The following is a 16,084-nucleotide window of genomic DNA, read 5'->3' as shown; positions in this document are numbered from 1 at the left end:
TAATAGTTGGCTAATCTTCAGATGGTTTAAAGAATTAAATAGAATCTCAAAGAATAGAATACATTTGAAAGGCGGATTACTATGAATAAATTGTTGGTCGCATTATTTAGTTTCTTAATCCTCACAAATTACACCATGGTCAGTGCCCAACAAAATGACGCTCAAGATACCATAGAAAACTTAGAAAGCCAAATTGAAGAAAAAGAAAAAGAGTTACAAGCATTAAAGAAACAATTAAAAGAATTGAAGATCGAAAATAGTGATCAAAAAATTGTACTAGACCAACCGATTGAATTAGGAAACTTTGAAATCACTGTTACCGATTTCATAATCAGCAAAAATTTAGCGGGGGACGACGCCTTAATCATTAATTTCCACTTTGTTAATAATTCGAAAGAAGCTGTTATGCCTCTGATGGCCTTTGAGGTTAAAGGTTTTCAAAATAATGTCGAAACAGCCGAACCCTATATAGCAGAAGGAATTAATTATGAACCGGGCCAAAAAGAAATCCGATCAGGGGGCGAAGTTGATGCCCAAACTGCGATTGGTTTAAACAATCTGGAAGATCCAATTGAAATCGAACTCTCACCTTCAATCTTTTATAGCAATTTAAAAGCTAAGGAAAAAGAAACTTACCGACTACTACTCGAACTCGACCAACTAAAAGTTTATGAATAATTATTCAAAGGCATTTATATGAATGAATATATCAGTTGATGAGATAGATAAGTTAAATTTGAAGTCACCTAAAATACAATATATACGTGAACATTTGATAATTATCTTATTAATTTGGGCTAATTTTTAAATTAATTTAAAAACCATTTAATTCACAACACGTATGTGCTGTAACATAATTATATAGATGAAAGAGATAGGTGTCAGATATGGACATACTGACAGGCTTTGCAAACTTGATAAACTCTCTTAAGAAAGATAAAAAGCAACCACCTAAACACCGGCCACGCCGCCCAAGAAAGTTTAAGTAAGTCGCTTAAGGATGTTGAGGAGTTGACGGCTCCTCTTCCATCCTTATTATATCTAACATCGTTCAAAATAACAAAAGAATTTATTTTAGTAATGGTGTGTTTCTTTTTTCTTTGTGTAATTTCTAAAAAGGATGATAAAGAATGATAATTAAAATCGATAACATAAAAAGACTTATTGATAGTGATATTAGCGCTTACCAAATTAGAAAAGAATTGGGAATTAGCACTAATACAATCAGTTCCATTAGACGCGGAGAACGAAACATAGAAAATTTAACGTTAGAAACTGGTCTGCTACTATCTAATTATTGGGAAAAGCTGCAGTTAAAAGATGCGGGTGAAGTTTTTAGTAGCAAAGAAAAAAAGTAAGTACACAAAAAGCCTCCCAACAGAACATGTCTGCGCAAAACCTACTAGCACTTGTCAATTATCGTGTAGTAAGTTTAGGAAACAATCATGAGCCGTTCAAAGTTATCATTATAAAATTAAATGGCAAGCACTAATTGACTAAATAGTTTTTATAGTGCAACGAAAAACAATGATCAAACAATATAGATAAAAAGCATTGCATTTCAATTGATGTCTACATTTCGATTTCTTCTATAATTAAGTATATTATTTCTTCTATTGGCAAATTAAAGTCAATCAAATCACCATCTTCGAATAAATTATTCAGAGCATCTTTATCATTCATAGCATATTCAACAACAATTGCATTGAAATCCTTTAGAAAGCTCAGTTTAAATATAGTTCCATCATCTAATTTAAAACAATCTTTATTATCTATACCAATTTTTTTATATTTTTTTATATTTTTTGGATAAGATAGTCATAATCTCATTAAATTTATAAGTCATCTTTTTCAACTCCATTTCCCCAAGAGATCTTAGTTCAGGCCCAACAAATTAGGTACACTAAATGTTATGAATAAAACAAAAATTCCGAGATTTCAAAAACTTATCCGCCAACTCATAAAAGTTGCCGGGTAAAACTCGGAAAGTTGCCGGAAAGTTGCCGGAAAATTTAAAAATAGAATTCTGCTAAACCGCAATGAATCAACAAATTAAGCCTCAGAAAGTTGCCGGGAACAATGTTCATGAGTTGCCGAAAGTTGCCGATTTTAATTCCAATTATTTCCGCCTATTTCCCTCTATTGCATATTCCAAATATAAAAAAAGTTGAAAGGAGGATATAACAAGGAATAGGAAGGAAGTGAAAATAATCAAGGTGGAAAACATCGTCAAATTACTTGAAAAAGTAATTGAAAATATACCAGAGCTGATAACAGCGATTGTAGCGTATCTAACCTACAAAGAACTCAAAAATAAAAACGACCGCACCGATAAGTAGCAATCGTTTAGGTAATGGAGAGCTAACCCCTCTCCTATTACCTCTATTATATCATTAAGAAGGGGGAATTCAAATGGTATATGCAATCACTGCCATACTATTAGTATTATTATATTTAAAGATAAAGGATGAAAAAAATGATAATTGATACTGACAAAATTACTGAATTAATTAATAGTAACATTACAGGCTACAGAATTAACAAAGATACTAATGGTGCCATTAAACAACAAAGTCATGGTAACTATAAAAAAGGAAAACTTGATGTGAATAATATGACTTTAGCGACAGCAATTGAATATATGAAATACATTAATACAATAAAAAATAGCACAACCTGTAGTGGGTTATGCTCTAAAAATTTAATCAAAATAGAAAAGCACTTGACTTTATAACGGTATACCGTTTAATATGTTTAGAAGGTCAAGGAAGATGCGAATGTGAAAAGAGTAGAGTACCAAAAACAACAAAGAGAAAAGAAAGAAAAAAGATTAGCCTTAGAATAAACATAGTACTAGGGATACTAAATATTATCCTTGCAATAGCTAATCTCATTTCCAAACTGTTATCTTAGTCAGTAAGAGGAAGGTTGACCTTCCCTTCCTCTTCATTTTAATACAAAATAAGGAGGAATTCAAATGGGTAAAAATAGAAAGAGTGAACACGCCTGGACTGTTGTCTTATTGATTTTGTTGGTGCTAAACATTATCTACTTCATTTGGGGGAAATAGTATGAGAGAACAAGTTGAAAAGTTACTGAAATCAGATATTAGCGCTTATAAAATTTCAAAAGGAGCAGGCGTTCCATACATGACTGTTAACGACTTGATAAATGGTAAAAGCAATTTAGATAACGCTAAATTTTCAACCGTTGAAAAACTTTATAACTATGCAGAAACCATAAAAAAAGAGTACAACCTTTAATGGCTGTGCTGTACAAATTTAATCAAAATAGAAAAACTCTTGACTTTATGCAAAGTATTTTGTATAATAAAGTTGTAAGGTTGAGAAAGAGCTTAACTATAAAGAAAGTGGATTGGATTAACCAACCTAACCTCTTTTTCCTACTTACAATATACCATGAAAGATGAAAATAAAATACTAACAAATCTATTAATAATTCTAATCGTTTTTTTAAAATAGATATCTGTTAACCATCTTTTTATAGTTGATAAAATATTAAAAAACGGACGGTGTTAAAATGAAGTATACGGAAATGATACAACAACTTTTTGACTCGGAAATAACAAGTTATAGAATCGCTAAAGATTGCGGGTTAAGTCCGCAATATGTTGACAATTACAGAGTCGGTAAAAGTAAAATAAAAAATATGGCTCTCGGGAAAGCTGAAAAATTAGTAGAATATTGGGAGGAAATCGAAATGAAAGAAAAAACCAACAGATGAGTTTTGTTGGGACAACGCTGCCAACGTACTACGAGCCGTAAAGGGCGGAAAAATCAATGATTAATACAAAAATAACCCTGCCTCCGAATAAGGAAATAGGGTTTTGATTGCCAAATTTAATTTTATTACCTATTATTACCACCCCTTTCTAAGGGCGCCAATCAGCAACACCTCCGAAAAGCAAAATAAAAAGCACATTATTAACTATTAGTTATTATTATAGATTTCATCAATTTTATCAGCTATTCTGGCTATTTTTCTAGCTATTTCTGGTTCTTCTTCGACATGAGTCGATTCATTAAAATAAACATCATCTAGAATCTCTTCAAGCTCATCTTCCGAATAATTTTTTTCTACATTTATCTTTATCCCAATTGAATTTAAAAGCTTTTTTTCTTCTTCTTCAAGTTTAATCTTCATTATTTTCTCCTTTTAATTTTTTTGATTTCTTACTACTAGTCCTATGTGATGTCGTTAGATTACCACTTTTAGGATTAATATATAATGTTGTTTTTTCTCCAATTACTTTGAATGAAGGTCTATTCTTATCATCATATTTAATAGGACCAACATCTAATGGATTTTCTAAAGCATTTATTCCATTGTTTATGTTTCATGTCATAGTATTTATAGCGTGTTTCAACCCTATACTTGTAATTGTTTAGCTTTTTTTCAAGATATTCTTATCCAATTAGACCCATTTTTTGACTCCTTTTTTGTGATATGTATTGGCGCGAGAAAAAATGTGCAGTACTGCGTGAAGTCCCGAGCAACCAACGGTAGGGTGGTATGCCCCTGTATGGTTTGTTTGCGTTTTTTATAAATGTTACACGTTTTTTAAAATGAACAGTAACAACTAAACATTTTATATTTGTTTAATACCTAATCTATGACCAACTCATTTACCTATGCAATCAGTTTACTATTAGCTATCGATTAGCCTAGTGTAGATCGCTGATATCCACGGGAAAGTAATACATAATTTTCTTGTTATAATTAACCGTTTCAACTTGTATGTTGTTGGATTATATACATAAATTATGTTTAGTTTTATGTTCTCTCGATAAGATAATTCAATTATTAATTAAACGCTGCATCCCCTACCTAGCATAGATACATGCCGCACGGGTTCTTTTCTTATTCACATGGAAAGAATGGGTGGGCAATTTAATAGGGGGTATGTTTTTTAATACCGTTATCATAGAAATCATAACACGTATAATAATCTGGTTGTTTCTCGTGAATTAAGTCTACCACGCCGCTATCACTATAATTAAATGGGTGATTAATTTTATTCGGTTTTATCCTACAAATCTTCCGATTTAGTAGATATAATATATCTCTTGATTTTTTACTAATACTGAAAGATTCATCAGCTAGTTTTTCTATTTCAGAAATAATATTTTTTATTTGATAGTATGGTTATTTTGTTCATAAATATACTGATCTGATAACTGTTGATAGTCTTGCTGAAGTTGCGCTTTACTAATTAAAGGTTCTTGAATGGATTTTTTAAGTTTTTTTTGAATATAACTCTAATGAATTTTTAGCAAATGAAAGCTCAGTTTTTACTTTGTTATAACCTTCAACATCACTATTCTTTTCGCATTCTGTTAATTCCACTATTAATCACCAACTTCAATTAAGTTATTCAGACCATCTTTATCATTTTTAGCGTATTCAACAACAAATGCATTGAAATCCTTTAGAAGGCTCAGTTTAAATATAGTTCCGTTACCTAATTTGAAACAATCTTTATTATCTATACTAATTTTTTATATTTTTTGAATAAGAAAGTCTTAATCTCATAAAATATATGAGTCATCTTTTTCATCTCCATTTCCCCAACAGATTCTAGTTCAGGCCCAACAAATTAGATATAATAAATATTATGAATACAACAAAAATTCCGAGATTTCAAAAACTTATCCGCAAATTCATAAAAGTTGCCGGGTAAAACTCGGTAAGTTGCCGGAAAATTTAAAAATAGATTTCTGCTAAACCGCAATGAATCAACAAATTAAGCCTCAGAAAGTTGCCGATAGCAATGTTCGTGAGTTGCCGAAAGTTGCCGATTTTAATTCCAATTATTTCCGCCTATTTCCCTCTATTACATATTCCAAATATAAAAAAAGTTGATGTTAAACAGTCTAGAAACTCCATAACATCAACCTTTGATTGAAAACTTTGAAAGCCATTTGCCGGGTTTGAACCGGCGACCTCATCCTTACCATGGATGCGCTCTACCAACTGAGCTAAAACGGCATATACAAAAAAATAACTCCGCAAGCAGGGCTCGAACCTGCGACATCATGATTAACAGTCATGCGCTCTGCCAGCTGAGCTATTGCGGAATGAGAAAATTACCCTGCGCGGCAACGACCTACTCTCACAAGACCAAAGGTCCCACTACCATCGGCGCTAAGAAGCTTAACTGCTGTGTTCGAGATGGGAACAGGTGTGTCCTTCTTGCCCTCATCACCACACAGGTAATCTCTTCGCTGAGTGTCTAATCACTCAAAACTGAATATCAACCCTTCATCCAAATAATTCCCATCACTTCCCTCAAATCCGTGGTTAAGTCCTCGACCGATTAGTACTAGTCCGCTCCATACATCACTGTACGTCCACTCCTAGCCTATCTACCTGATCGTCTCTCAGGGGTCTTACGAATTGGGAAATCTCATCTTGAAGCTGGCTTCGCACTTAGATGCTTTCAGCGCTTATCCATCCCGCACATAGCTACCCAGCGATGCTCCTGGCGGAACAACTGGTACACCAGCGGTGCGTCCATCCCGGTCCTCTCGTACTAAGGATAGCTCTTCTCAAATTTCCAACGCCCGCGACGGATAGGGACCGAACTGTCTCACGACGTTCTGAACCCAGCTCGCGTACCGCTTTAATGGGCGAACAGCCCAACCCTTGGGACCGACTTCAGCCCCAGGATGCGATGAGCCGACATCGAGGTGCCAAACCTCCCCGTCGATGTGAACTCTTGGGGGAGATAAGCCTGTTATCCCCAGGGTAGCTTTTATCCGTTGAGCGATGGCCCTTCCATACGGTACCACCGGATCACTAAGCCCGACTTTCGTCCCTGCTCGACCTGTCTGTCTCGCAGTCAAGCTCCCTTCTGCCTTTGCACTCTGCGAATGATTTCCAACCATTCTGAGGGAACCTTTGGGCGCCTCCGTTACACTTTAGGAGGCGACCGCCCCAGTCAAACTGCCCACCTGACACTGTCTTCCGTTTCTTTAACGCGAGTTAGAGGGGTCATTCACCAAGGGTAGTATCCCACCAGCGCCTCCATGTAGACTAACGTCCACACTTCATTGGCTCCTACCTATCCTGTACATGGTCAACAAACACTCAATATCAAGCTACAGTAAAGCTCCATGGGGTCTTTCCGTCCTGTCGCGGGTAACCGGCATCTTCACCGGTACTATAATTTCACCGAGTCTCTCGTTGAGACAGTGCCCAAATCGTTACGCCTTTCGTGCGGGTCGGAACTTACCCGACAAGGAATTTCGCTACCTTAGGACCGTTATAGTTACGGCCGCCGTTTACTGGGGCTTCAATTCGCACCTTCGCTTGCGCTAAGCGCTCCTCTTAACCTTCCAGCACCGGGCAGGCGTCAGCCCCTATACATCACCTTACGGTTTAGCAGAGACCTGTGTTTTTGATAAACAGTCGCTTGGGCCTATTCACTGCGGCTGACGTCAGTCAGCACCCCTTCTCCCGAGGTTACGGGGTCATTTTGCCGAGTTCCTTAACGAGAGTTCTCTCGATCACCTGAGTGTGCTCCACTCGACTACCTGTGTCGGTTTGCGGTACGGGTTACCATTTATTCGCTAGAAGGTTTTCTCGACAGTGTGGCTAGTTCCCTTCGCTACTTCATTTCACTCCCGGTCACAACTCAATGTTACAATGAGAAGCCTTTTACTCCTCATCCACCTCGTTGCTTCGACATCCTCTTCCATCCGGATGCGGAACATTACCTCCTGTGTCACTCCATCACTCAATCACAAATGATAAGTACAGGAATCTCTACCTGTTGGCCATCGCTTACACCACTCGGCTTCAGCTTAGGTCCCGACTAACCCAGGGCGGACGAGCCTTCCCCTGGAAACCTGAGTCATTCGGTGGACGGGATTCTCACCCGTCTTGCGCTACTCATACCGGCATTCTCACTTCTATACGCTCCACGACTCCTTACGGTATCGCTTCGCCGCCTATAGAACGCTCTCCTACCACTCATCTTACGATGAATCCACAGCTTCGGTATACTGTTTAGCCCCGGTACATTTTCGGCGCAGGGTCACTCGACTAGTGAGCTATTACGCACTCTTTCAAGGATGGCTGCTTCTGAGCCAACCTCCTAGTTGTCTAGGCAACCCCACATCCTTTGCCACTTAACAGTAATTTAGGGACCTTAGCTGGTGGGCTGGGCTGTTTCCCTTTCGACTACGGATCTTAGCACTCGCAGTCTGACTCCCAAAGATACGTCTATGGCATTCGGAGTTTATCTGGATTCAGTAAGTCGATAGACCCCCTAGTCCAAACAGTGCTCTACCTCCACGACGCTTACTTTGAGGCTATACCTAAATATATTTCGGAGAGAACCAGCTATCTCCAAGTTCGATTGGAATTTCTCCGCTACCCACACGTCATCCGAACACTTTTCAACGTGTTTCGGTTCGGTCCTCCAGTGTGTTTCACCACACCTTCAACCTGCACATGGGTAGGTCACTTGGTTTCGGGTCGATAACACCTGACTGTCGCCCTCTTCAGACTCGCTTTCGCTACGGCTCCGTTTCTTCAACTTAACCTTGCCAACTATCATCACTCGCCGGTCCATTCTACAAAAGGTACGCCATCACCCCTTAACGGGCTCTGACTACTTGTAAGCACACGGTTTCAGGTTCTTTTCACTCCCCTCCCGGGGTGCTTTTCACCTTTCCCTCACGGTACTGGTTCACTATCGGTCACTAGGGAGTATTTAGCCTTACCAGATGGTCCTGGTCGCTTCCGACGGGATTCCTCGTGTCCCGCCGTACTCAGGATCCTCCCGGGGAGGTTACAGTTTCACCTACGGGGTTCTCACCCTCTTTGACTGACTTTCCCAAGTCATTCGGTTACTGCGTCCTCTCCCGTATGGGAGTCCTACTACCCCATGGTGCATGCACCATGGTTTGGGCTCTTCCCCGTTCGCTCGCCGCTACTTAGGGAATCGATGTTTCTTTCTCTTCCTGCAGGTACTTAGATGTTTCAGTTCTCTGCGTTTACCTCACTTGCGTGTCACAACCTTCAGTTGTGGGGTTCCCCCATTCGGAAATCTCCGGATCAAAGCTTACTTACAGCTCCCCGAAGCATATCGGTGTTCGTCCCGTCCTTCATCGGCTCCTAGTGCCAAGGCATTCACCGTGCGCCCTTGGTTACTTAACCACTCTTTCGCGCTCTTGGTTTGTTATACTTTCGTACAACTCGGTTTATTTCTCGGTTCATTATCTAGAAATTATTTGCCATAAATTATGCTCGCATCGAGACACAATCTATGGTGTGTTTGATATTCAGTTTTCAATGATCATTGAGTGAAAGCTCACTCAAAACTAAACAAAGACAGCCACTTGTTTCCAAGCTCCTTAGAAAGGAGGTGATCCAGCCGCACCTTCCGATACGGCTACCTTGTTACGACTTCACCCCAATCATCTGTCCCACCTTCGACGGCTCCCTCCCTAAGGTTAGGCCACCGGCTTCGGGTGTTACAAACTCTCGTGGTGTGACGGGCGGTGTGTACAAGACCCGGGAACGTATTCACCGTGGCGTGCTGATCCACGATTACTAGCGATTCCGGCTTCATGTTCTCGAGTTGCAGAGAACAATCCGAACTGAGAATGGCTTTAAGAGATTCGCTTGCTCTCACGAGGTCGCTGCTCGTTGTACCATCCATTGTAGCACGTGTGTAGCCCAGGTCATAAGGGGCATGATGATTTGACGTCATCCCCACCTTCCTCCGGTTTGTCACCGGCAGTCTCATTAGAGTCCCCATCTCAATGCTGGTAACTAATGATAAGGGTTGCGCTCGTTGCGGGACTTAACCCAACATCTCACGACACGAGCTGACGACAACCATGCACCACCTGTCTCGCTGTCCCGAAGGATTTCGCTTATCTCTAAGCTATGCAGCGGATGTCAAGACCTGGTAAGGTTCTTCGCGTTGCTTCGAATTAAACCACATGCTCCACCGCTTGTGCGGGTCCCCGTCAATTCCTTTGAGTTTCAGCCTTGCGGCCGTACTCCCCAGGCGGAATGTTTATTGCGTTAACGCCAGCACTGAGGGGTGGAAGCCCCCCAACACTTAACATTCATCGTTTACAGCGTGGACTACCAGGGTATCTAATCCTGTTCGCTCCCCACGCTTTCGAGCCTCAGTGTCAGTGTCAGACCAGAAAGTCGCCTTCGCCACTGGTGTTCCTCCATATATCTACGCATTTCACCGCTACACATGGAATTCCACTTTCCTCTTCTGCACTCAAGTGACCCAGTTTCCAATGACCTTCCACGGTTGAGCCGTGGGCTTTCACATCAGACTTAAGCCACCACCTGCGCTCCCTTTACGCCCAATAAATCCGGACAACGCTTGCCACCTACGTATTACCGCGGCTGCTGGCACGTAGTTAGCCGTGGCTTTCTGGTTAGATACCGTCAAGTCCTGTACAGTTAATACAGGATGGTTCTTCTCTAACAACAGTGCTTTACGGACCGAAGTCCTTCTTCACACACGCGGCGTTGCTCCGTCAGACTTGCGTCCATTGCGGAAGATTCCCTACTGCTGCCTCCCGTAGGAGTTTGGGCCGTGTCTCAGTCCCAATGTGGCCGATTACCCTCTCAGGTCGGCTATGCATCATCGCCTTGGTAAGCCGTTACCTTACCAACTAGCTAATGCACCGCGGGACCATCCTTTAGTGATAGCAAAACCATCTTTCCCCAATGAGTCAGGCGACTCACTGGCCTATGCGGTATTAGCATCCGTTTCCGAATGTTATCCCCCGCTAAAGGGCAGGTTTCCCACGTGTTACTCACCCGTTCGCCACTCACGCGGAAGAAGCAAGCTCCTTCTTTGTGCGTTCGACTTGCATGTATTAGGCACGCCGCCAGCGTTCGTCCTGAGCCAGGATCAAACTCTCATGAAAGATTGTTTGAGTCTTTACTCAATTCAATACTGACTGTGTGATACCAGGTTTAGACTGGGGTATCGCCAGTGTCTCGAATTTATATTCGGGGGTGTTCATAATGAACCCCTATTACAAGTTTGGTGTGTCTTTGTTCAGTTTTCAATGAGCTTTCGTGCGCCACTGTCCTCATCAAGGGGTTGTGACGCAACTATTACATCATACCATCGAGCGATGACTTTGTCAACAAGTTTTTAAAATTATTTTATTTTTTATTTCAAAAGCTGGTTAACATTTGGCTTCGCCTTAACGGTGATTACTATACTAGCATGCTTTTCAGAATGGGTCAATGATTATTTGTAACTTTTTCGAATTATTTTCGTATTTTGTATTTCAACCTGGTATTTATAAAAAGACTAACCGTTAGAAGGTGAACTATCTCATGATTTATTTTATTTTTGGAGCTTGTATGGGATCCTTTCTCCCTGTCTTAGCTGAAGAATGGGCTGTCCAAAACATTTCTTGGTTGCGACGCTCGCGTTGCGATCATTGTCAAAGACCTTTAAAATATTTTCAGCTTGTTCCCATTTTGTCCCAATTATTCTCTAATTCGCAATGTTTATTCTGTCGACAACGATTCTCTTATAAATATATTCTCCTTGAACTATCCATCGCTCTTCTTTCATTACTCTGGGCAAATCTTTTCCCATTCCATATCAATGTTTCTTTAATCAGCTTATATATATTAACTCTGATGGCTTTAATTGATTATCACCAGGGCTGGGTGCCAGATTTTTTACAGCTGTGTCTGCTCCTTCTTGGACTGATCTTTTATCCTGAGCAAGAGAGATTTTGCTACGCTGGATTGATTTTTGTTATTTTATCTATCATTGCTTATCTTCGTCCCGGTCGAATAGGTTTTGCTGACATCAAATTACTTTCAATCCTTTGTTTGTACTTCCCAGTTCAACTTTATCCTTACTTTCTTGCCTTGGCTTCTTTAATCGGTTTAATCATGACCTTTTTATATAAAAATTTACGTTTTACTAATAGAGCTATTCCTTTTGTCCCGGCTATATTTTTTTCTTACATAATTACTCACATATTTAGACAATATTTTCACCAATAAAAAAAGTGCCAACTTAGGCACTTTACTGAGGTTTACTGATAAAAGTCAATAAAAACTTCAACCATTTACAACGATTCATTCGCTTTACTGATCACCACTTAATAAATACTGCATTAAATTATAAGGAATGGGGTGATCTAATTTTAAGTCCATGGTTACTACGGGTGTCTTTTGAGTTTCCGGATCCATAAAGGTTTCTTTTGGTGTGCCTTCAATCGGTCGCACCCGACCTAGATAGTAGAAATCTTTGCCTTCCCCATCTTCTTTCTTAACAAAAAGTGAAATAGCTAAAGGATCATGGCCTAGCTGAATAATATCGGCTACTTCTTTTGAAGCAAAACTTCGATTGCTTCGAGTATACCAGTGAAAGACTTGTTCATTAATAAAGCGATCACCATACTGAGTGGATTCACTGATTTCATCGCTCTTATGATAAGTTACAAAAATTGGACAGGTTCCATATTTATTTTTATAACCATAAATTGTAGAAGATTCGTCCCGTTCCCAACCCATCAAACGACAGAAATCTTTTCGTGAATATTTTTCGCCAAGCTCCAGACGTTCTTTCATTCTTGAAGCTGGGTATTTTTGATTTCGAATGAGTCCAGTATCGATAATATCTTGAACCAGTTCAAGGAATTGGGGATTACTTAGTAATTGTTGGAAGGTTTCAGAGAGAATAATCTGACTTTGATTCCATTCAATGATTGGTTGACCATATTTCTTCAAACTTTGTTCAGTATAAAAAGATAAATCAAGAATCCCTAAAACCGAATTCAAAATATTTTGATCACTGTAGATGTTTTGTTGGTGAAGCATGGCTAAATAATCAGCAACTTTGACACTCCCCTGTGATTTCATCAACTGTTTCAATAATAATAACTCGTGAGGGCGCTTACCGTCCAAGAGCTCATGGGAGATAAAGTTTAAGCTCGCGTGTCCTCGTTCAGAAAGATTGCGATAGCGATCTAATTTCATTTTTACTAGAAAATCCCCATAATGTCTTAAATTACGTTCGAAAAAGACAATCGGATCAATCGATTGAGATAGAATAAAATCTTTTAACATAGGCGGTCGACCGAGTTTGTTTGCTAAGTCTTGATAGGCTTCACGTAAGACTTTCATACTGGAAAGATTAGTATTACGAATAGAATCAAAAATTTGTTGTTGGGCAATCTCTTCAAAGTTGATGGTCGTTAGCCCAGTGAGTTGATTACGATTTACTAAATCACGGCGGTAATTATCTTTATTCATCGATTGGTCACCAAATAAGGCAATCGGAATTAAATAATTATTCTGATAATTCCCAATGAAATCAATAATGGTGACAAATTCCTTGCTGGCATGTTTACGCAAACCCCGGCCTAATTGCTGAATAAATACAATACTTGATTGGGTGTTACGCAACATGACCACTTGATTTACAGTCGGAATATCAATTCCTTCATTAAAGATATCTACCGTGAATATATAATCTAATTTGCCCTCTTCTAATTCTTGAACGAAATGCTCACGAGTCGCCTGTGGGTCTTCGCCGGTTAAAGCGACTGTTCGATAACTTCTTTGATTGAACAGGGCTGAAAGTTCCCGAGCTTCTTCTTTTTTAGAACAAAAGATTAAGACTTTAACATGTTCACCTGAATGGCCATAATACTGAATTTTATCAATAATGTGCTTAACTCGTTGGTCTGTAACTAAATTAGTAAATTGAGTTTTATCATCCAGTAGCTCACCTTGATAGACTAATTCAGACACACCATAATATAAGAAAGGACATAACATGTCTTCGTCTAAAGCTTCTTGCAGACGGATTTCATAAGCAATATTATAATCAAATAATTCATAAATGTTTTTGTCATCAGTTCGTTCTGGTGTTGCCGTCATCCCTAGCAAAAACTTCGGCTGAAAATAATCGATGACTCGTTGATAAGTTTGAGCTCCGGCTTTATGTACCTCGTCAATTAAAATATAATCAAACCATTGCGGATCAATTTGATAGAGATTGTCAATTTTACTTAAAGACTGAATGGTAGCAAAGATGTATTTCTCCTGTCCAAGAGGCTTGCCCGATTGGAAAATACAGGCTTCTTCATCCATGAAACCAATAACGCGCTGGTAATCTTTCAAAGCTTTGCGAAGGATTTGTTCGCGGTGGACAATAAATAAAAATCGATCTGGTTGATATTTTTTTACATCAAAAGCAGACAGATAGGTTTTTCCGGTTCCAGTAGCTGAAATGATCAAAGCCTTTTGGGCTCCTTGCTGACGCATCTTGGCTAGCCCGATTAATGCTTCAGCTTGCATTCGGTTAGGTTTGATTACTTTTTGATAGTCAGCCAACGTTTCTTCCATAGGCTTTGGCGTCAAAGTTAACGGGCGATAAATAGCCTTTTGATAATCTTCAATAATTTGTGTTGTTAAAGGAACTGCTTGTTGCCAAACTTGGTCAAAGTTGTCTTTTGTTTTCTGAATAAAATCACCATTATCTGTAGAAGATAATTTGATATTCCATTCATAGTTTAACTTAAGAGCGTTATGAGTCAGGTTGGAAGAACCTACAATCACAACTTGTTCTAATCCATGATTGAACATATAGACTTTAGCATGACTATTCAGGTCGTCTTTAGCCATTCGTACTTCGACATTCCGCAACTTTAATAACTCTTGCAGGGCCTTTGGTTGGTTAAAGCCTAGATAAGGTGAGATCATTAATCGACCATGACCCCCTCGATCTGCAAAATCAGAAAAATGGGTCTTTAACATTCCAATTCCCGCCTCAGTAACAAAGGCAACATTGATGGAGAAAGAGAAACATTTATTAAGTTCATTTTGAATATCTGTTAAGACATGTTGACCCGTTTCCGGATTATTCATTAATATTTTCGGCGAATAGGTGGCGTTCTTATAATCAATATTATTAATAAAACCAAATTTCAAAGATTCGCCCAGGTATTCTTGATATTGGCTTGAATATTTTTGCTTCATCGACATCGTCCTTGTGTAAATATGATAATATTATTATAACCATTTGATCATAAAAAGAAACATAAGGAGAGGATTTTTATTAAAACAATCAATGTTGTAGCAGCAGCCATCTATAATGATCGCGACCAAATTCTTTGTTTTCAACGTGGTCCAGGCAGAAGTCTAGCAGGGCTTTGGGAATTTCCCGGTGGAAAAATTGAACCCGGAGAAAGCCAGGAAGAAGCTTTGATCCGGGAAATAAAAGAAGAACTAAAGGCTGAATTGATAATTAGTCAATATATAGGAGAGGCCGCCTATGACTATGATTTTGGCCGAGTTGAAATGAAACTATATTCAGCAACGATTACTGATAATCAATATCAGCTGACCGAGCATTTGCAAGCCAAATGGGTCGACCGCTCTCAACTGATGAGCCTAGATTGGGCCCCAGTCGATATCCCTCTTGCTCAAGAACTGATGACTAAGAAAAATCTCTGATTATCTCTTTCTAAGTGGTAGGATTTCTTGATCCATATTCAGACGAATATCCTTGAGAACTTGGCCCCAATATTTAAGTTTGGAGACCGGGTTCTCAGTATTTTCTTTATAAGCCTGATAATCAGAAGTTTCTTTTAACTCATTTTCCCCGTTTTGTTTATCTCGTTTTGGATTGTAATTTTCTACGACAAAGGAAAGCTTATCTTCCTCAATAAACCACTTCTGAGAAATTTGCCGGATGACTTCTTCTTGCGAATTAGCAATTAGCTCCTCTAGAATTTGAGAAACTTCATGATTTTGGTAATGCGCTGGATCTCTTTCAATATCTAACCACATAGTCTCCATTAAACTTGCTAACTTGGCATTATTCTTCTGCAATAATTTTAAATAACTATCGATTTCGCTACAAAACAGCATAATTATCTTCACTATACCACATTTCTACGCATTATATCTATACCGAGTGCGCACCTGATAAATACTTTCCTTTCCATTTTTTTGATACAATGAAAATTTCTCCGACGAACTTGAGTCTTTAAACTCCTCCTCCATAAAACACAAAAAACGGTGCTGGTCAGGG

The 16,084-nt window shown here is 39.1% G+C and carries 9 protein-coding genes, 2 tRNA genes and 3 rRNA genes; 6 read left to right on the top strand and 8 right to left on the bottom strand.

Annotated features, from left to right (window positions below; translation table 11 throughout):
* The first annotated feature begins 81 nt into the window (after nt 1–81).
* The 4 genes from M0R79_RS00265 (at nt 82) to M0R79_RS00250 (ending at nt 3,263) form a co-directional block, all read left to right on the top strand.
* A complete protein-coding gene (locus M0R79_RS00265; RefSeq protein ID WP_248416911.1) occupies nt 82–678 on the top strand; it encodes a DUF5067 domain-containing protein in 597 nt (198 codons plus the stop codon).
* 452 nt (nt 679–1,130) lie between these two features.
* Entirely contained in the window at nt 1,131–1,358 is a 228-nt protein-coding gene (locus M0R79_RS00260) for a helix-turn-helix domain-containing protein (RefSeq protein ID WP_248416913.1), read from the top strand.
* Nucleotides 1,359–2,476: 1,118 nt separating this feature from the next.
* Entirely contained in the window at nt 2,477–2,734 is a 258-nt protein-coding gene (locus M0R79_RS00255; RefSeq protein ID WP_248416915.1) for a hypothetical protein, read from the top strand.
* Nucleotides 2,735–3,071: 337 nt separating this feature from the next.
* Entirely contained in the window at nt 3,072–3,263 is a 192-nt protein-coding gene (locus M0R79_RS00250) for a hypothetical protein (protein ID WP_248416917.1), read from the top strand.
* 688 nt (nt 3,264–3,951) lie between these two features.
* On the opposite strand, the gene M0R79_RS00245 is transcribed toward M0R79_RS00250, so the two are convergent.
* The 6 genes from M0R79_RS00245 to M0R79_RS00220 all read right to left on the bottom strand — a co-directional run bounded on the left by M0R79_RS00245 (nt 3,952) and on the right by M0R79_RS00220 (nt 10,934).
* Nucleotides 3,952–4,164, bottom strand: a complete 213-nt coding sequence (locus M0R79_RS00245) for a hypothetical protein (RefSeq protein ID WP_248416919.1) — start codon at nt 4,162–4,164, stop codon at nt 3,952–3,954.
* Between the two features lie 1,772 nt (nt 4,165–5,936).
* Nucleotides 5,937–6,009: transfer RNA gene (locus M0R79_RS00240), tRNA-Thr, on the bottom strand.
* A 16-nt stretch (nt 6,010–6,025) separates the two neighbouring features.
* Nucleotides 6,026–6,098, bottom strand: a tRNA-Asn gene (locus M0R79_RS00235).
* A 16-nt stretch (nt 6,099–6,114) separates the two neighbouring features.
* A 5S ribosomal RNA gene (rrf, locus tag M0R79_RS00230) occupies nt 6,115–6,230 on the bottom strand.
* An 87-nt stretch (nt 6,231–6,317) separates the two neighbouring features.
* Nucleotides 6,318–9,186 (bottom strand): 23S ribosomal RNA (locus M0R79_RS00225).
* Nucleotides 9,187–9,387: 201 nt separating this feature from the next.
* Nucleotides 9,388–10,934, bottom strand: a 16S ribosomal RNA gene (locus tag M0R79_RS00220).
* Together the 16S, 23S and 5S rRNA genes with 2 tRNA genes alongside form the textbook arrangement of a ribosomal RNA operon.
* A 421-nt stretch (nt 10,935–11,355) precedes the next feature.
* On the opposite strand from M0R79_RS00220, the gene M0R79_RS00215 reads away from it, so the two are divergent.
* Nucleotides 11,356–12,042, top strand: coding sequence for a prepilin peptidase (locus M0R79_RS00215; protein WP_248416920.1), 687 nt, complete (start codon nt 11,356–11,358; stop codon nt 12,040–12,042).
* An 84-nt stretch (nt 12,043–12,126) separates the two neighbouring features.
* Here M0R79_RS00215 and M0R79_RS00210 read toward each other — a convergent pair whose 3' ends face one another.
* Complete coding sequence (locus M0R79_RS00210; protein ID WP_248416922.1) at nt 12,127–15,027, bottom strand: DEAD/DEAH box helicase; 2,901 nt, start codon at nt 15,025–15,027, stop codon at nt 12,127–12,129.
* Nucleotides 15,028–15,099: 72 nt separating this feature from the next.
* Here M0R79_RS00210 and M0R79_RS00205 point away from each other — a divergent pair, with 72 nt between their 5' ends.
* Complete coding sequence (locus M0R79_RS00205; RefSeq protein WP_248417164.1) at nt 15,100–15,504, top strand: (deoxy)nucleoside triphosphate pyrophosphohydrolase; 405 nt, start codon at nt 15,100–15,102, stop codon at nt 15,502–15,504.
* On the opposite strand, the gene M0R79_RS00200 is transcribed toward M0R79_RS00205, so the two are convergent.
* On the bottom strand, nt 15,505–15,882 hold the full coding sequence (locus tag M0R79_RS00200) for a hypothetical protein (protein ID WP_259560644.1): 378 nt from the start codon (nt 15,880–15,882) through the stop codon (nt 15,505–15,507).
* Nucleotides 15,883–16,084: the final 202 nt, after the last annotated feature.

The sequence above is a fragment of the Ignavigranum ruoffiae genome, assembly GCF_023195815.2.
GTDB lineage: Bacteria > Bacillota > Bacilli > Lactobacillales > Aerococcaceae > Ignavigranum > Ignavigranum ruoffiae.
Note: the sequence above shows the minus strand (reverse complement) of the source record. Positions and strands in the feature narration are given on the sequence as shown.